At 44.5% G+C, this 18,427-nt stretch carries 16 protein-coding genes; 3 read left to right on the top strand and 13 right to left on the bottom strand.

Features of this window, described 5'->3' with window-relative positions; genetic code table 11:
• Positions 1-9: 9 nt before the first annotated feature.
• The 3 genes from AC0L6N_RS02215 to AC0L6N_RS02205 form a co-directional block, all read right to left on the bottom strand.
• Positions 10-966 (bottom strand): PDR/VanB family oxidoreductase, encoded by a 957-nt coding sequence (locus AC0L6N_RS02215; RefSeq protein ID WP_011573757.1) that lies wholly within the window; start codon positions 964-966, stop codon positions 10-12.
• Between the two features lie 45 nt (positions 967-1,011).
• Positions 1,012-1,422: a DoxX family protein gene (locus AC0L6N_RS02210; protein ID WP_473478496.1), complete on the bottom strand. Its 411-nt coding sequence runs from the start codon at positions 1,420-1,422 to the stop codon at positions 1,012-1,014.
• A 152-nt stretch (positions 1,423-1,574) separates the two neighbouring features.
• Positions 1,575-2,648 (bottom strand): Rieske 2Fe-2S domain-containing protein, encoded by a 1,074-nt coding sequence (locus AC0L6N_RS02205; RefSeq protein WP_473478495.1) that lies wholly within the window; start codon positions 2,646-2,648, stop codon positions 1,575-1,577.
• Between the two features lie 313 nt (positions 2,649-2,961).
• On the opposite strand from AC0L6N_RS02205, the gene AC0L6N_RS02200 reads away from it, so the two are divergent.
• Positions 2,962-3,861, top strand: coding sequence for a LysR substrate-binding domain-containing protein (locus AC0L6N_RS02200; RefSeq protein ID WP_473478493.1), 900 nt, complete (start codon positions 2,962-2,964; stop codon positions 3,859-3,861).
• A gap of 89 nt (positions 3,862-3,950) precedes the next feature.
• Here AC0L6N_RS02200 and AC0L6N_RS02195 read toward each other — a convergent pair whose 3' ends face one another.
• The 7 genes from AC0L6N_RS02195 to AC0L6N_RS02165 form a co-directional block, all read right to left on the bottom strand.
• Positions 3,951-6,515 (bottom strand): TonB-dependent receptor, encoded by a 2,565-nt coding sequence (locus AC0L6N_RS02195; RefSeq protein WP_473478491.1) that lies wholly within the window; start codon positions 6,513-6,515, stop codon positions 3,951-3,953.
• Positions 6,516-7,004: 489 nt separating this feature from the next.
• Positions 7,005-8,135, bottom strand: a complete 1,131-nt coding sequence (locus AC0L6N_RS02190) for an FAD-dependent oxidoreductase (protein WP_473478488.1) — start codon at positions 8,133-8,135, stop codon at positions 7,005-7,007.
• Positions 8,132-8,494, bottom strand: a complete 363-nt coding sequence (locus AC0L6N_RS02185) for a Rieske (2Fe-2S) protein (protein WP_011573747.1) — start codon at positions 8,492-8,494, stop codon at positions 8,132-8,134. Before AC0L6N_RS02185 ends, AC0L6N_RS02190 begins: the two co-directional genes overlap by 4 nt.
• A gap of 5 nt (positions 8,495-8,499) precedes the next feature.
• On the bottom strand, positions 8,500-9,432 hold the full coding sequence (locus tag AC0L6N_RS02180; protein ID WP_473478486.1) for a VOC family protein: 933 nt from the start codon (positions 9,430-9,432) through the stop codon (positions 8,500-8,502).
• Between the two features lie 10 nt (positions 9,433-9,442).
• Positions 9,443-10,603, bottom strand: a complete 1,161-nt coding sequence (locus AC0L6N_RS02175) for an alpha/beta hydrolase family protein (protein ID WP_473478484.1) — start codon at positions 10,601-10,603, stop codon at positions 9,443-9,445.
• Between the two features lie 54 nt (positions 10,604-10,657).
• On the bottom strand, positions 10,658-11,446 hold the full coding sequence (locus tag AC0L6N_RS02170; protein WP_473478483.1) for a cyclase family protein: 789 nt from the start codon (positions 11,444-11,446) through the stop codon (positions 10,658-10,660).
• On the bottom strand, positions 11,446-12,441 hold the full coding sequence (locus tag AC0L6N_RS02165) for a fumarylacetoacetate hydrolase family protein (protein WP_473478480.1): 996 nt from the start codon (positions 12,439-12,441) through the stop codon (positions 11,446-11,448). The genes AC0L6N_RS02170 and AC0L6N_RS02165 overlap by 1 nt, the downstream gene beginning before the upstream one ends.
• Before the next feature lie 183 nt (positions 12,442-12,624).
• On the opposite strand from AC0L6N_RS02165, the gene AC0L6N_RS02160 reads away from it, so the two are divergent.
• Positions 12,625-13,533 (top strand): LysR family transcriptional regulator, encoded by a 909-nt coding sequence (locus AC0L6N_RS02160; protein WP_473478478.1) that lies wholly within the window; start codon positions 12,625-12,627, stop codon positions 13,531-13,533.
• 171 nt (positions 13,534-13,704) lie between these two features.
• On the opposite strand, the gene AC0L6N_RS02155 is transcribed toward AC0L6N_RS02160, so the two are convergent.
• Positions 13,705-14,772, bottom strand: a complete 1,068-nt coding sequence (locus AC0L6N_RS02155) for a Rieske 2Fe-2S domain-containing protein (protein ID WP_473478476.1) — start codon at positions 14,770-14,772, stop codon at positions 13,705-13,707.
• A 103-nt stretch (positions 14,773-14,875) separates the two neighbouring features.
• Between AC0L6N_RS02155 and AC0L6N_RS02150 the strand changes: the two genes are divergently transcribed.
• On the top strand, positions 14,876-15,826 hold the full coding sequence (locus AC0L6N_RS02150) for a cupin domain-containing protein (RefSeq protein ID WP_473478474.1): 951 nt from the start codon (positions 14,876-14,878) through the stop codon (positions 15,824-15,826).
• A gap of 98 nt (positions 15,827-15,924) precedes the next feature.
• On the opposite strand, the gene fdhA is transcribed toward AC0L6N_RS02150, so the two are convergent.
• The gene (gene fdhA / locus AC0L6N_RS02145; RefSeq protein ID WP_473478472.1) at positions 15,925-17,118 is read right to left on the bottom strand and encodes a formaldehyde dehydrogenase, glutathione-independent; all 1,194 of its coding nucleotides are present in this window, start codon (positions 17,116-17,118) and stop codon (positions 15,925-15,927) included.
• 198 nt (positions 17,119-17,316) lie between these two features.
• A complete protein-coding gene (locus AC0L6N_RS02140) occupies positions 17,317-18,396 on the bottom strand; it encodes a fumarylacetoacetate hydrolase family protein (RefSeq protein ID WP_473478470.1) in 1,080 nt (359 codons plus the stop codon).
• Positions 18,397-18,427 lie beyond the last annotated feature (31 nt).

The raw sequence follows: 18,427 nt of genomic DNA, 5'->3' as shown, positions 1-18,427 counted from the left end.
TTATTGGTATTACAAATCTATTATTAGCGTGTCAGTTAACGACCTTGAGCAGCATGGGGTAAATTGATTGTTCTTGGATTTTTCATCAGCAGATAAAAACTCGTCTCGGTGATCCGGTACTCCGTCAATAACAGGTGTTAGACACGCACCGCATATTCCCATCTCGCAGGACATATCAACCGTTACGCCAGCGTCTTCTATAGCCTCTAAGGCCGTTTGCTCGACAGCGACATCGATTTCCAACCCTGAACGTTTTAGAATAAGTTTAAATGGCTTATCACCTGATTCGGCAATCTTAGGCTCCGCTTTGAAGTTCTCTTTATGCAGATTTTCTTCTTTCCACGAATTCGCTCTTGCCACATCAAATATGTGCTCCATATACCCCACTGGTCCACAGGTATATAAATGGGTATTTTCAGTAAAATGACTTAAGGCTTGGTTAAGCCTAGTATTGTTATTTTCTGGCTGATCAGAGAAATAGTAAGACACCTTAGATGCGAATGGGCAATTTAACAGCAGTTGATAAAACGCAGCCTGCTCTTTCGATTTAGCGCGATAATGCAGCTCAAAATCAACGCCGATACCATCAAGTTCTATTGCCATTGACAATATAGGCGTGATCCCTATCCCCCCCGCAAAAAGAAGGACTTTGTCACTTTTCGCATTGATAGGAAATAAATTACGCGGTTCCGATATAGCGATTTCATCCCCAACGTTGAGCGTATCATGCAGTGCCAGCGAGCCGCCCCTTGAGTTAGCATCCTTTAAAACAGCAATTTTATAGAACGCTTGAGATTGTGCATGGCTTATCAAAGAATATTGCCGAGTCAAGCTATTAGGTAGCTGCACATCTACATGACTACCCGCTGAAAAAGCCGGCAATTCTCCGCCGTCTTTGCGCGCTAATTCAAAACTACAAATATGGGGGGTTTCCAGTGTTTTATTCTTAATAACAACGTCAAACATAATATTTCTCGATATATTTTTAGCTTAAAAATAGCTAAATAAGGATCAGTTAACCGTCGAGCGGTTTAACCTTGCCTCTAGGACTGCATCCACAGACCAGGCACCAGGACCTGAGAAGATGAAATAGAAAAAGACGAAACAGTACATCACGGCTAGCTCTCCACCATTGACCACAGGAAAAAAGTCTTTTGATGCGTAAAAAAGAAAGTAAGCCACAGCCATCTGTCCGCTCAATAAGAAAGCCACACTGCGAGTACCCAGCCCCATTAACAAGCAAAGGCCACCAAAGAACTCTAAAATGCCAGCGAAGCCCGCTAAACTGAATAACTCCAAGGGCCCTTGATGATGCCCTCCCTCTGGGAAGTGAAACAATTTCTGCGCACCGTGTTGTATATAAAGCAGTGCTGTTACAACCCGTAAAATGGCTAGGCAGTATTTCTCATATGGATAAAACATGCTTCAATCTTCCCCTCGAGGCTTGATTCACGTGTTCTTTAATAGGCGCTAACCGTTTTAAGCTGCGCCCATTAATCGGCGTACCTGCAAAACAGCGAACGCGATGGGCTGCACTGACGCAAAGCGTGAGTGCAACGGGCACCTATTTCTTCTTATGCGTCAGCTAAAGGCACATTTTCTTCCGCCAGCATGGCTTCAATTCTTCTTCTAACCTGTACCGCAGGCTTGTCTGCTCCAACTAACAGTTCTCGTTGTTGAGTGACCGCAAAATCGAGCCTCTTTTCTACAGCATTGATCGCTACCTGGTCTTGGGCGCGGATTTTCTGATCAGCGGCAAGTTGGAATTGGTTTAAGCTTTCATCACCTAACCTGAAATTACGCGTAGAAAACCCAAAATAGTGAGTTGTTGTGTCGGTTTCAGGGGTAGCACCATGAAGTATCATCAACGAACCCAACTCTTTGGGAACCTCACTTTTGCCAGGCACTGCCGTGATAATGGGAAGACTTGTGGACATGAATTCAGGACCGAAAAAATCGCTCTTGATCATAAAGTCACATACACCCTCGAATTCAGCTTCTGGGCCAAAGACCATCTTGAAATAATCATTCCAGGGGGCTTTGCCATTTCGTGTTATGCGATAACTTCTTTCACGCTCTTCAGTGACAATGGGTATATCTGCCATCGAATCTTTCCCTGCGATATGGTGATGCACATAAGGAAGGTGGGTAAGGTCCATTAAGTTATCGACCAATAACTGAGAGCGGCCTTCAAGATGGAAATAATTAGCCGAGTGGAAATCCCAACCTGGCTGATCCAAACCAAAATCTTCGTAGGGCGGAATTAAATCGATATCACATTTGTCTTCATCGCCCATCCAAATCCAACAAATTGGACCTTTTTCTACAATTTTATACACTGGCTGGCAGATTCTGCCTGTGACTTTTGGTTGCGAAGGAATTTGAATGCACTCGCCAGTATCGGCAAATTTGAACCCGTGGTAACCACACACAATAGCATCGCCTTCAACGCGACCTTGCACCAGAGGTAAATAACGGTGGGGGCATAAGCCATACATGGCAACGGGCGTACCATCTTCTTTACGATACATAACCACAGGCTTATTTAGCATGGTGCGTTCCATTGGCTCACGGGTTATTTCGGTTGAAAATGCCGCCATATACCAACGGTTGCGCACGATCGAGCTTTTATATTTAAATGGATACATAATTTATTTTCCTCAAAAATTGTCTAGCGCGCTTATCGCACTCAATTGTTAAAAAATTGTTTACGCAATATAGCAGCGCCGTTACATCGCGACCAACGCTTAACATCGCTAGTTGGCATTGATAAAATCGATGGTTAATAGAGAGTCACTTTTAATCGGATCAAGAGAGTACCGTTTCATCGGCAACGTAAGGATATAGTCCGGGCTAGGTGTGACTACCGGTAGTAAAAAGCAGTAAATTCGTTGAACATTTGATGCCTTTAAAATAGATTACTTAGTAAAATTACAGCTTTGAAACTGATGGTTACTGTTTATGCGATTTAAAGGCCTAGATTTGAACTTACTCGTTGCGCTAGATGCACTCATAACGGAGCGCAATGTCACACGAGCCGGTGAGCGAATACATCTTAGTCAATCGGGAATGAGTTCAGCGGTTTCACGCTTAAGACAATATTTTGATGATGAATTATTTGTGCAAGTCGGCAGAGAACTCATCCCCACATCACTTACTGAAGCACTAGCTAAACCCGTTCGGCGAATTCTAGTAGAAATGGAAAATACTATAATAAGTAGACCTAAATTTGACCCTGTCAGTGATGAACGGTGTTATAGAATCGCTGCGTCAGAATTAACGACTATGGTATTAATGCCCAGTGTGATCAGTCGGCTGGCCCAGGACGCTCCCAATATTCGCTTGAATTTATCGACCATTGGTGAAACCGATTTGATTGATAAAGGGGATATTGACTTAATGATTATTCCCAAACAGTTTACGCAAGACGGACACCCCTTCGATGAGATATATCAGGAAGGTTACAAGTGCATTTGTTGGCAAGAAAACACATCGATTGGAGAAAAAATAACGTTTGAGGATTATCAATCTGCTGGCCATGTTGTGGTCAGCTACGGTAAAAATAACGCCCCAGCCTTTGATAGTTGGTTTATGAGCCATTATGGTATTAGTCGAAGAGTAGAAATTATGACGTCTAATCTGCTAGCGCCGCCGTCCCTGATTATCGGTACGCAACGCATCGCAACCGTACACAGTAGGCTGGCACAAATAGTTAGCCAATCATTACCCATCAGAGTTTTACAGCCCCCGATTGAAATTCCCCCCTTGACGCAAACCATGCAATACCATCGAAATCGAGAAAACGATGTAGGCTTAGGCTGGTTACGTCAACTGATTATTGATGTGGCTAAGACTATTTAATAAGTCTTCACGAGACGCAGTCACCTCCACTTAGTGTGTAAAAAAACCCGCGATGACAGGTCGCGGGTTTTCAATACAACGTTATCAGCTTAGAACTCGTAATTAACACTCACTCCATAAGTACGAGGCGGTTCATAGGCTGAACCAGCGATATTACCCGAACCAAGTTGATAAGTGGCAGCAATGGCCTCATCGGTCAGATTACGGACAAACGCATTTACCGTCCAAGCCCCGTCGTTAGACACTAGCGTTACGGATGCATCAAGTGTCACATCACTGTCTTTGCGCCCACCTGGAACGTAGTTAAAGCCCAATTCACGTGCTCCACGATAACGCGCATCTAGATTGCCAATAAGCGCATAACCGTCCAGTTCAATCGTTTGTTGTATCCCTAACGTTAAGGTTAGGTCAGGTGCGTTTAACGCGTCTTTACCTGAACAGTCAACAGTAAATCCTCGCTTAGCGCCGACGACATCTAACGCGGGATCATAAGCCACCAAGTTGTCGCCATCAAAGATACCAAGGGTATTTTCACAGGTATTAACAGGGGTCAGAAAATTAGGGGGATCAATGCCAGCATCAGACAAGTCAACTTGAATATATTCATAGCTGTCATACACAGCATCAAGAAATTGCGCCGAACCTCGAAGCAGTGTGCCCACGGCAAGAGCGTATCTAAAGTCAACTTCAAGACCTTTTATGGTCGAAGCCCCTACGTTACGCGTGTAAAAAGCGTTATCCCCATTGATGTCTAACCCCAACGCCGCGAGTTGCTGGCCCTCATATTCCCAGTAGAATAATTCTAAGTTGAGCTCAAGGGCATTATCCAACAAGCGATTTTTAGAACCGACAGTGTACGCATCTATATATTCAGGCTCGTAAAACTCTCGACCGGGAGAAAGATTGAATCCACCCGCTCTAAAGCCCGATTCAAAGCTTGTGTAAACCATGTTTCTATCGCTGAGATCATACTCAACAGCAGCACGGTATGTGGTTTGCGTATCGCCACCTTCTTCCACCGTCGCTCCCGGCGTGATAGCCAATATTGCGCCTGGGCCAAACTGTGCTGGGGCAAAATAATTAATGGGTCCATAAGGACGAGCCCCAGGTGTTATCGTACCATCAGCATTTAAGGGCGAACCTGTAGGGAACAATGCAGGATCAAGCATGGCCAATGTATCTACTAATGTTAGTGCGACAGGCATACTAGGAATTTGCGGGCAGAAAGGCGCTCTGCCTTCTGGATGTTCCAAACAGACAGCCGCAGTAGCCGTTTGGGTAGCGTTCATCGTATAACTATCGTCGGTAAATCGAATGCCACCTACAAGTCGCAATGTCTCCGATACGTTGTAAGTCAAACGACCATAAATGGAGGCTGATTCAACGTCACTCTCCCAGTCATTATGGCTGACTGTTGAGAATTGATTGAACGAGTTAATACCATGTACATTTTCATCAAAGTACAAGCTACCTAAGATCCACTCAACACGCTCAGTTTCTCCCGTTAAGCGCAGTTCAATACTACTTTGGGTAGCTTCATCTTTATTTATTGCCGCTTTAAAAGGAGGTCCATTAAACTGGTTATCGAGCTTAGATACCCTGTGAGAAGGGATAACGGTTAGTTGAGCCCAATCCAAGTCATAGTTAATTTCAGCGTTAATACCCCAATAAGAATCGTCACGGGTAGGATAAACGAAACCTTCGAAAGGCATATGACCCGGGGCGCCAGCTACGTTAGTTTTAATATATTCAAGTACATCCGGATTGTGTAAACCTTTGAAGTCACCAGACAGCGCATCTGGCGCTGGAACATACGCCCAGCTTGGCACAGGAAGTTCAGATTGAAAGGCTGCAAAAGCGTAATACCCTTCATATTGCACACCGGCCCCAGCACCTTGTTGGGTCGAGTAATCGGCTGTCACGCGAATATTCAAGTCATCACTTGCTTCGATATAATATGATGCTCGTAGCGCAGTATCATCTGTGTCAGATGTACCATCGCTGAAGTAGCCATCACGCTCAGACACTACAGCAGCTAAACGCAGCGCTGAGTCGTCTGAGACTTCGAAGTTACCGACTGCCGTAACGTTATAAGCGGAATAATTGCCTAACCCGAACTTAATACTGCCACTATTTACATTCAATTCCGGCGCTTTCGATACCACATTGATCGCACCACCTGTCGAGTTGCGGCCATATAATGTACCTTGAGGTCCCTTCAAAACTTCGACTCTGTCCAAGTCTAGAAATGACGAAATCGTCGAAGATGGCCGTCCGATGTAAACGCCGTCGATATTGAAAGATACCGCAGGATTGGTATAACCGTTATTGGTAAAATTACCCACACCTCGAATGAAATAAGCGGTGTTCGCGCCGCCCCCAGTAGAAACAGTCAGTGCAGGCGCGACTTTGTTCAGTCCCTCAGCATTACTGATCCCCATGCGCTCCATTTGAGCCCCTGATGCAGCATTAATAGGAATTGCAGCATCTTGAAGTGATTCCGATCTTCTTTGTGCTGTAATAGTTATCTGTTCGATAGTCGGATTACTGCTCGCCTCCTCTTTTATTTCGCCATTGCTGCCATCCGTTTGTGCGGTTGCATAAAGTGAAAAATTAATCGATATCGCGAGCATAGTCATGTTAAAAACTTTCATCTGACCTCCAGATATTTTGCAATCTGGACTACATGCCAGTTATGCAATATTTATAAGAAACGTGTGTGTGGCATAAAGCCAATTAGTCTATTTTGCGCGAACAATGTAATCGCGCTGTAAACATAATGTTATAAAAAGAAGTATATTTAAAATTAATTTAACAGGTAATATGTATCTGAAATATCGATAACTGTATTCTTTACAGAATGAGAAGCGGTAGCATCAAAGTCGCTGTTTTATAGACCATTAATAGCGCACGTTGCCTGCAATACGTCACTAGATACGACTGAGCCTACTGTGTCAGTCACACAATTCTCTCGTGACTTAGTGAACGGGGATATTGAATTTACTGATGATAAATATCTTCAATTCGAGTCAGCTACGGTTATGCACCTTAAAAATTGTGCAATACCGCAACTGAAGATAGAGAAAAGGCCAAGATGATTTTCCATGGAGTACCAGCAGGGCGACTACCATGGAGTGAATATTTTAGATCGGTTGCGCTAGCGCCATCATAGATTCGCGCATAATTTCAGTATGCTCTTGCTTATCGCCGCCCTCTATTTCTATCTGGGCTAATCGAGCAGAGTTTTCTACCACCATACGACAGCGCTCCCAACGTCGCTCTTGAAAGGTAGCGAGCGCTTTATCTACCGTCACCTCTTTGGATAGCTCTTGAGCTAATACAATAGCGCTTTCTATGCCAATACATGCTCCTGAAGCTAAATGAGGCGTAGTCGCATGCACCGTATCGCCAATTAAAACGATACGATTTTTATACCAAGGGGCAGGCACTAATAATTTGCCTATCGCACGAAAATCAATCAATGAATCTTCGTTCAGCATAGCTTTTAGCTGCTGAATAATAGGGGCCGGAAACGTCGACATTAAAGCTTTTAGCTTCTCTAAAAAATCGGCGGGTTCCACATGTTGTCTTTCTTTTTTATCTTCCGTTAAAAACAAGTACATCTTATCTTTAGACATGGGATTAACACCGACTTTTAAATGGGGTCCCACCCACATCATAGTGTTTTTCACTTCAGGAAGGCGTAGTAACACCGCACGCCAAATTCCTTGTCCTACATATTTAGGTGCTTCAGCTTCCGGAAAATAGGTACTGCGCACTTTTGAAAACATACCATCTGCGCCTATGACCAAGTCGTAACGGTTTGACGTGCCATCGGTAAATGTAACATCGACCCCACTTTCGGTTTGTGACATCTCGGTGAAGGTGCAACCCAGTCTTACATTTGCGCCCGACTGCCGGGTTTTCTCTGCCAATATTTTGGCCAAAGCAGGTCGCATAATAGCACCTGAGTTGGGAACATCGGGATCACCCATCACGGGTGTTGGGATATGCGCCAAATGCAAACCATGGGGTGCATGTATGTCTAGTCCGCTATGGGCACTGCCCACCTTTAAGAATTCCTCTAAAATACCCAACGTTTTAAAAGCGCGTAAGGTGGCTCCACCGATACTGATACCCGCACCATCGGCTCGCCAATTGGGATCTATTTCGACTAAATCAATTTCTATACCGTATTTTCTTAATTCAATGGCTGCTGACATACCTGAGAATCCGCCACCGATGATAAGGACTTTTTTTACGCTTGGGTTCACAACTTGAACTCCTCAATGGTTGTTAGGCTTAATAAAATGTCTTTTTGACAAGATACTTCTAGTGGAATTTCATCAAGCTTTTGCCCTAAACAGGGACCTTGCACACACAGCCCTGTCTCAATATCAAACAAAGCTCCATGGGCGGCGCAAACTAGGTAACCGGCTGCACTATCAAGGTACTTATGACGTTTCCACGGTAATGAGGTCGTGCCGTAGTGAGGGCAGATATCGACATAAGCAAAAAGTTGTTCACCTTTGCGCACAACAAACATGCTGTCTTTACCACGGCGCATTGGGTCAAACCCTTTGGCTTGCCCCTGCGCAATGTCACTTGTCTTACCTATACAGATTTTACCCATTCACATTAAGGCGCTTGGGGCGGAGGTGGTCCGCCTGGTGCCCATTTTTCTTCATACTTGAGTAAGAATACTTGTGAATTATCTGCGCCAGGCATCGCCTCGCGAGCAACCCATTGGTCATTGTGTAAGTCCATATCGGCGTCATATTCAATGTTGCAACCAAAGGGACTTTTAAAATACCAAAACCAGTTAGAGCCGAAAATGTGACGCCCTGGTCCCCAGAAACTCTGATAGCCTTTTTCGACCAAGGCGTTACCCGCCTGTGCTACTTCCGTTGGGCCACTCATGTGGAAGGTAAAATGCTCTACACCTTGCATGTGGGGCGGAGTATTGAGAAAAAACAATGTGTGATGATCGTGCGTGCCTGCCGGGCGCATAAATGGCCCCATATGTTTAAATCGGTCGGTGGTCACAAAGCCAAGGCGTTCAGCGAAAAAGGCTTCAGCTTTAACGGCATCAGGCACAAAATAAACCACATGAGACAAACTGCGGGGTTTAGCCACAAAATCTTTACTGACCCCGACTTGATTCACTTCTCGCTGAGGAGCGGCGCCAGGCGCATTGATAGCTTCCGCTGGCAAATCAATTACCTGGCGAATAGTCACCTGAAAACCCAAAACAAATCCCATATCATCGAGAGCTTGGATACTGCCATCTGGCAAAGTAATGACTTCTCTATCTTTAGACAACTCAGCTTTAATTTCATCGACAGTCGCTTGATCCGCAACACCATAAATGGTTTTACGCAACATAGAGCCTGTCTTTAAAGCAGCAGGAAGGGAGTCATCATCTTTAGCGCGAATTTCAATACCCGTCCCATCAAGGGCAACAAAGTTAAATTCGTCTTTTTCAAGCAAACCATAATCGAGGGCGAACTGCTTACACGCGGTGACATCGTCGACGCCAAAAACAAGTTTATCTGGTCCGATAATATTCATAATAGGACTCCTACTTTTCTTTTAATTCGTTAAAGGTTTCAGCCACCCAATCAGCGATGTAAGAACCCGCATTCGAACTGTTATCAAAACTTGAATGCTGCACGCCACCTTCACGTTCGGTAAATATTTTAAGTTCCCGTTTAGGGCTATTAACTAATTGCTCGTAGGTGCGCTCAGCCCATTTAAGGGGGATTTGCGAATCCTTCAAGCCATGAGTAACTAAAAAAGGCACTTTGATTTTTTCAATCTGACCATCAAGATGAACGTTTTCAGCAATATTCATGAAGTCATCCATATCTTTGGCGCCCCACACCCATTGGACATGTGCCCAATAATGGGGAACGGGGAAGTCACCTTCTTTCTCTAGGCGACGCTTTTGCACATCACGCCAGTCATGGTTAGCACCCCAAATACAACCTAGGGCAAGTCTAGGTTCGTTGGCAACCGCACGAGGACAGTAATAACCGCCCAAAGACACCCCTTCCATACCAATTCGTTTGCTATCCACGTCTTCTTGTTGTTCTAGCCAATCAACCACTGGGCTGGCCCAATGTTCAGTATCATAACGAGCATGAAAACCTTGTAATTTTAACGCTTCACCTGTGCCGGGTTGGTCAAGAATTAACGATGATACGCCGCGTTCAGCTAACCATGCGGGTAACCCCACGCGATATTTCATTTCTTTAGATGAATCAAGACCGTTGACTTGAATAAGGATGGGCGCTGGGCCTTCTACTCCCTCTGCTTTCACATAAAGTGCTGACAGATGTTTTCCTTCATAAGGAATTTCTACACGCACACAATTTTCTTTACCAAGCTCAATGGACTTTTGGAAAAGCTCAAGTGAACGTTTATAAAGCTCTGTTCTGCCAGGGGCTCCATGGGCTTGAATACGCTCACAGGTAATTAGATAGGTTGCTGCACGATTATATTTATAGCCTGCTGATAAGGTGCGTCCTTTTTCTAAATCTTCTTCTGCTAAGCCGCAAAGTTTATCAGCCATCTTGGCCCAGGTGTCTCTAAAGGCTTGCACACCCTCTTTATCAGGTGACTTGGCCGCTTCTTGCAACGGTGCGCACATTTGCTCTATCTCGCCGATACGTGCGCCCATTTCTATGGCTAAATTAACGGATAAATTCCAAACATAGTTAGTCGGGAAGTATTTAAACATGTCTATTCCTGTAAAATTTGCAAAATAAAATAAAATCCAAGAGCGATAATTTGACTATTTTTCAATTAACGCCACTGCCCTAACGAAACCAGCAGAAGCCTGTTTTATTTTGTACGGAAAGCAATTGACTAAGAAACCGGTGCTCGGTAAAACCTCTAAATTACTCAGTTTTTCCATTTGACCGTAGCCTATATCTCGACCGGCTTTATGCCCTTCCCAAACGATTGATGGATCCCCTGATTCAATGAATCGCTCTCGGGTATATTTGAAAGGTGCATCCCAACTCCACGCATCGGTACCAACAACTTTGACACCCCGCTCTAGTAAATACATAGTCGCTTCACGCCCCATGCCAACGCCTGCATCAAGATAGTCTGGTTGACCAAATACTGAGCCAGCTCGAGTATTCACTACCACAATATCTAAAGGCTGAAGCTCGTGTTTAATGCGCTTAAGCTCTGCCTCTACGTCATCAGCGGTAATCAGGTATCCATCCGGTAAATGTCGAAAATCGAGCTTTACGCCGGGTTGAAAACACCACTCAAGAGGCAGCTCATCAATGCCATAGGCTGGTTTGCCGCCATCAGTTGTTGATGCGTAATGCCAAGGCGCATCCATGTGCGTGCCGCTATGAGTTGTAATCTCTAAACGCTCTGCCGCCCATGCTTCATCACCCGGCATCTGTTCTTTTGTCAACCCAGGAAACATGGCGCCCATTTCGGGCCAGCCTTGTTGATGATCCATATAATCAATTTTGGGCAGTAATGGAGGTGGATCAGTGTAAGGGTTGTTATCTAACGTCACGGATAGATCGATTATGGTGAAATTTCTAGGGTTAAACATCAGAGCTTCTCTCTATGGTTATGCGCTGTAACACGCTGCTCAATTGCACCAAAAACACTTTTTCCGTTGGGAGCAAAAGCATTCATGCTGACCACCTCGTCTTGCTGCATAAAGGGCGTTTGACCGCTACCGGTTTTAATCATTTCTTTGGCACGCAATTCAGAGATACAGGCTTGGCCTTTGCTCGGGTCAACGTTAGACACTGTCCCCGAACCAAATACCGTTCCCGCTTTTATGGCGCGAGTTTGTGCTACGTGCGCAATCAATTCATGGAAGCCAAAGTGCATTTCTTGGCCTTGGGGTTCACCGAATATTTGGCCATTTCTTTTAACTTGTAAGGGCAAGCACACTCGCCCATTTTGCCAATGCTCACCCAATTCTTCAGGCGTTAGGGCCAGAGGAGCAAATGCAGTGCTGCCTTTGGCTTGCACAAAGCCAAAGCCCGTTTTCATTTCTCTTGGACCGAGGGCCCGATAACTAATGTCATTCAGTAACACGACTAAGCGAATTTTAGTCAGAGCATAAGCAGCAGAGCTACCCATAGGGATAGCATCCACGATCACCCCAAACTCCCCCTCGAAATCGATTCCATGTTTAAAATCGGCAACCACAATGTCATCCTGTGCCCCGAGAAAACTGTCACCTGCACCTTGATAAACTAAAGGATATTTATCAGCGTCAGCAATAGGGTCTAAATGAAAAGCTTGTTGCATCAAATGGCCGTGGTTGAGAAAAAGCGACCCATCTAGCCATTGCCAAGAACGAGGTAAAGGGGCGCAAGTATCCATAGTAGAAAACTCAAAACGTTGCTTTTCGAGTCCATCGTTGAGACGTTGGTATTTAACCATCAGGGCTTCACTGCAAGCCGACCAATTTTCCAGTGCAAACTGCATTGTCGGTGCAATGTTTTCAGCTTCTACACAATATTTTTGGTCATTCGACACAATGACTAGCTTGCCATCGGGATGCTCTGTTCTTAGCGATGCTAATTTCATACTTATGCCCAGTTCAACTTGTTAAAAAATAATCAATTTAATGAGTGAGCGATGTTAATATTTTATTTGCAATCCAAAAAGTTGAATGTTTAGATGGCTACCATCAGAAAAATAGATACCTGATGAGATTCAACCTGTCCCCCTAGACGTTCGTGATTACTGGGTATTTTAGAGAGAGATAGTATGAGATTTGAACAACTCGACCTGAACTTGCTTGTCGCACTAGACATTTTGATTGAAGAGCAAAATATTACACGCAGTGCTGAGCGACTCCATCTTTCACAATCTGCTACCAGTGGCATATTGTCGAGGTTGCGGGCATTTTTTGAAGATGATTTATTAGTACAAATTGGTAAAAAAATGCAGCCTACCCCATTTGCGCTGGAGTTACAGGGGCCGGTAGCAGGGGTGCTCGCCACGGTACGTGGTTCGATCATTGGCAAGAAAGCCAATAACCCAGAGCACAGTGAGCGTCATTTTAAGATCATCGCTTCTGATTATGTTATTCAAGTACTACTGAGCCATGTAGTGGCAGAAGTCGCTAAGCTAGCCCCTAAGGTGACCTTTGAATTTTTGACACCTTTTGCCCACGAAATAAATATATTATCCAAGGGCGGCGCTGATATGATGGTCGCGCCAGAAGCTATCATTTTAAGCAATTACTCAAGTGCTTCGCTGATAAGTGATGAATTAGTCTGTATCGCGGATATAAACAATACAGAAGTCGGTGACGAACTCACCTTCGAGCAATTTAATGCTATGGGTCATGTTTCGGTCGGCTTTGCTCGCGTTAGCTTATTAAGTATTGAGCAATGGTTAATAAATACCTTGGAAACAAACCGCAAGATCGCAGTGATCACCAGTGATTTTTCAACCATGGTTTATGCGTTGTTAAATACCAATCGAATTGCCATATTACCTCGACACTTTGTAGATATGCACATACAACGCGAAGCAGTGAAAACGGTGAAGTTACCCTTCTCCCCACCTAACTTGAAAGAAAGCTTAATGTGGCACCCTACTTTGGATAATGACCCTATGCACAGATGGTTACGGGAAAAAATTATTGAATGTGCCGGCAAGTTTGAATAACCCGATAAACATAAACCATCGTCACAAATAGAATAGAGCTGGATACTCAACCCAACAACTTGAGTTGGGTTGAGTGCTGGCTAAGATGCCGCATTATCCCCGTTAGACCACTTATATGCAGTCAAATCGTTAACTAACAACCTAGCCGTGTCATACGCAGATTCGTTCTTGTTATGGCTCAAGATTTTCCGCGGCTAACATGCCATCAACTTTTCTTCGCGCCTGAATGGCCGCCTTATCAGCGCCTACTATCAGTTCTCGCTGAAACAAAGCGGCTGCATCGATGCGTTTTTCCATGTCTTCAATCGCGTCAACATCTTGTTGTCTAACTTGCATTTCAGACTCAAACTGAAATTTATCTAGCGCCGTATCACCTTGTCGGAAATTTCGCGTAGAGAAACCAAAATAGTGCGTACTTGTTTCAGTCTCAGGTGTCAGTCCGTGCAATATAGCCATATGCCCCAACTCTTTGGGTATATCCTCTTTACCCGGGATCTTGGTAATGGTGGGTAAGCTAGTTTTGACCAATTCTGGGCCATAAAAATCACTCAAATGAACAAAGTCGGCTAACCCTTCGAACTTGGCGTCTTTTCCGTAGACTATTTCCAAAAATGGATTCCATGGCATTTTTCCGTTTCTGAGCACCCTATAACTTAGGGAACGCTCCTGTGTCTCCATAGGAATTTTTTTCAATGTATCTCCGCCTTTGCCTAATTGCTGATGAATATAAGGCAGGTGGGTAAGATCCATTAAATTATCGACTAATAGCTGAGAGCGACCTTTCACATGAAAATAATTTTCAGAACTGTAATAGGTATCTGGGTTGTCTAAACCAAAATCATGATAGGGAGGAATTAAATCAGTGTCACACGTATCTAGGTCCCCCATCCATATCCAGCAAATAGGCCCGCGCTCCTCTATGGGATAAACGGGTTGGCAGAAATTACGCGGAACGGTGTCTTGGGAAGGAATATCAATACAATCGCCATTATCGGCAAAGGTAAAACCATGATACCCGCAGACAATATTGTCGCCCTCAACTCGCCCCTTAACGAGCGAAAAATACCGATGTGGACACAGCCCATACATTGCCACCGGCGATCCATCTTCTTTTCGATACATTAGAACAGGTTTACTGTGTATCGTGCGCTCTATCGGCTCACGTGATATCTCGTTAGAAAACGCCGCCATATACCAACGATTACGTACAATTGATGTTTTATATTTGAAGGGGTACATAATTTAGATATTCCTAAAATACATTATCTTCTCTGTAGTCTAGCCCCCGACATTGGATGAATATATACTTTAAAAACCTAATTATCGGCTAAATACTCCCACTATGGATTTACTTGGTGACGTACTTTGTTCCTTAAATGTGTTCTCACACTCTATCGGCATATTCAAAATAGGCGGTTCGACTCACTTACATTTAACGGCCATGCCAACCAATTTTGCTTTTATATTTACCAGTACCGAAGGTGAATGTTGGATCGAAGTAGACTGTTGTCCGCCACGGCAATTGCACGTTGGTGACTCCGTTTTGATATTAGGTGGTAGGGCCCATCGTTTTGGTGCTTCACTTGCGAGCGAACAAAAGAGTTTTGAGACATTATGGGCCGCCAATGGCTTACCCAAATTTGGTGAGACACGAGACAAACCAATATATTTGAGTGTCGATGAGACTGAGGATGGCAGTTCATTACTCTCGTTGGCATTCACGGTGGATGAACCTGCGCATCACTCTTTGTTGAAGTTACTTCCCCCTTACATTTTTGTTTCAAAAGGCAGTCAGTTGGATACTTGGTTATCAGCCGCATTCGGTTTTTGTCAACGAGAGCTGTCACATAATACGCCGGGATTCAGCGCAACTGCGATGAATTTTACTAACCTGATATTTGGTGAGTTTGTCCGCGATTATTTAAACTCGGCGGATTTACCTCACGAAAGCTGGATGCGTGGATTATCGGACCCAAGAATTGGCCGAGCACTAGCAATGATGCATACCAGAACCGCAGAACAACTTATGGTCTCAACCATGGCGAAAGAGGTGGGGATGTCTCGCACAAGTTTCGCGCGGATTTTCAAAACACTGGTTGGCCAATCCCCGATAGATTATTTTATTAACTGTCGAATGCACAAAGCCGCCCAGTACTTATTAGAAGGGAATCACTCCATTGCTAAAATCACAGAGATGATTGGATACCATTCCGAGCGAGCATTTAGGCAAGCATTTATTCAACGCTTTGGTCTGTCCCCTAGTCAGTTCAAAAAACAACAGCAAAAAATCTAGCTTCGTTGTAATTTCATTAAGACAAATAACGAACAATAGTAAGTAGTACTCGCCCACCAAGCGCAAGGCAGGCGAGTTCATGTCTAAGGTTACATTTATTAAGCTGCGTTACCGTGTGGGTCGATGACGAACTTCATCGCAGCGCCGCCATCAAAATCAGCATATCCTTTGGGTGCATCATCTAACGAGATCATTTTCACATTTACCGCTTTAGCAATTTTTACTTTATCGAATAGAATCGATTGCATCAGTGCCCGATGATATTTCATCACTGGGCATTGGCCGGTATGAAACGAATGAGACTTCGCCCATCCCAAACCAAAACGCATACTTAGCGCTCCCTGCTTCGCAGCATCATCTACCGCACCAGGGTCTTCTGTAACATACAGTCCAGGAATACCAATTTGGCCTCCTGCCCGGGTCATTTTCATCGCTGAATTTAGTACGGTTGCCGGTGATTCCTGATGGTGATTGTGGCCACAAGCGTGTGCTTCAAAGCCCACACAATCCACGAACGCGTCAACTTCACGCTCACCGATGATAGCTTCAATCCTATCCCCCATATCACCCTCTTGGGTCAGATCGAGCGTCTCGCAGCCAAAGCTACGAGCCTGTGCGAGGCGCTCTTCAATCATGTCTCCCACAATGACACATGCCGCACCTAACAACTGAGCAGATGCGGCAGCAGCAAGGCCAACAGGTCCTGCTCCTGCAATATAAACTGTCGACCCAGGACCAACCCCAGCCGTTACGCATCCATGAAATCCAGTTGGGAAAATGTCAGATAACAAGGTTAAATCTTGGATTTTTTCTATGGCTTGTTCAGGATCAGGAAACTTGAGCAAATTGAAATCGGCATAGGGCACCATAACATATTCAGTTTGCCCTCCGACCCAGCCTCCCATATCAACGTAGCCATAAGCGGCGCCAGGTCGAGCAGGATTTACGTTTAAGCAAATGCCCGTTCTTCCCTCTTTACAATTGCGACAGCGACCACAGGCAATATTGAATGGCACTGAAACCAAATCACCTGGCTTAATAAACTCTACATCTCGACCCACCTCGATGACTCGACCGGTAATTTCATGACCTAACACTAACCCTGACGGTGCTGTGGTTCGCCCGCGAACCATATGCTGATCAGAACCACAAATATTGGTTGTTACTACTTCTAGGATCACGCCGTGCTGACATTTTCGATTACCAATCGCCAACTCAGGAAAAGCAATACTTTCTATAGCCACCTGGCCTGGGCCTTTGTATACAACACCGCGATTACTTGTTCTGTTCATGAGAGTCACCTTTATTAAAGATTTTTGTGTCATACCTGAAAAATAAAACACGTTTCACTACGCTGAATTTCCAAGTAATCGTTAAGTCGCTTACCCTTGTGAATAATTAGCCTCAGGTCACTAAAGAGCTAGCTTCGATTTACGTTTACTGCATCAAATAAGGCGGGCTTGTACGACCCGCTTTATTTAATATTTACCTTACCACTGGGTTTTGAATGGACCATAGGTAGGGGTTCGTCCGTTGGTTTCTTCTTTAACAATGTTGTTGCGTTGACGCCCAAGATAAGTAATAGAGCTCTCCATAACGTCACCTTCTTTAAGCCACAAACCGCCCAGCGTTGCAGCGTTACCAGGAGGGGAGCCCATAATCATTAAATCGCCAGGCATTAACTTAAGGCGCTCCGATGCATGAGAAAGCACTTTCTCAGGGGAGAAAATCATATCTTCTGCGGGCCAATCTTGACGTTTCTCGCCATTGACGTTTAATTTAATCTGCATCTTATTACGATCGACAAATTCTTTTGGTACAGCAAATGGGCCAAATGGCTTGAAGTTAGGCTGAAACTTACTAACCCAATCAAAGTTGAACTTGATATCAGCGCGTTTGAACTCATCCACCGTGCCTATATCATTCACCATTACGTAAGCGGCAATAAGATCATCTGCATCTTCGGGACGAACATAACGCTCGCTTTTACCCACTATGACACCTAGTTCTAATTCCCAGTCCGGCTGCTGACCAATCAAAGGTAAAGGAACATCATCGTTTGGTCCGCACAACGCAGAATGCAAACCTGTAAAAAAGTAGGGCATACCTTCGCGTCCGCGGCGATCCACTTCTTCGTAATTACGCTTGAAGAAAGCCTCGTCATCTTCATCGGGTAAACGCTTATCTTGATTAAATTTGTTAAAGGTCATCATCTCAGCGACATGTTGACGATAGTTTGACGCTGCGCAAATCATATTTGGGTGCGCTAAAACAGGCAGGATATTCAAGCTGTCTAAGGGTTTTGCGGGACGCTCCTGCTTTGCTGCAACCTCTTTTAGCCAAATTAAGGCGTTGTCCCAATCATTAAAAATGGCGTGGGTATCTGCATAACGATCAGATAAATCGAGCACATCGCCATTAGGTAAAACCAAGCCTGGAAAAGCGGCTTCGCCTGCTACCTGATAGGTGCCTATGCCAAATGTACCTTCAACTAAACCAGTCACTGAATTTATATTTTCTGGCTCAACAGCTGGTTTTACCATCTGCGCCATAAAGTCATTTGCACTCATAAATTTATTCCTCTTATTTTGTTTGTTGGCA

The organism is Paraglaciecola sp. G1-13 (genome assembly GCF_055809255.1).
The sequence above is the reverse complement of the archived record's forward strand: the minus strand, read 5'-3'. Positions and strand labels throughout refer to the sequence as shown.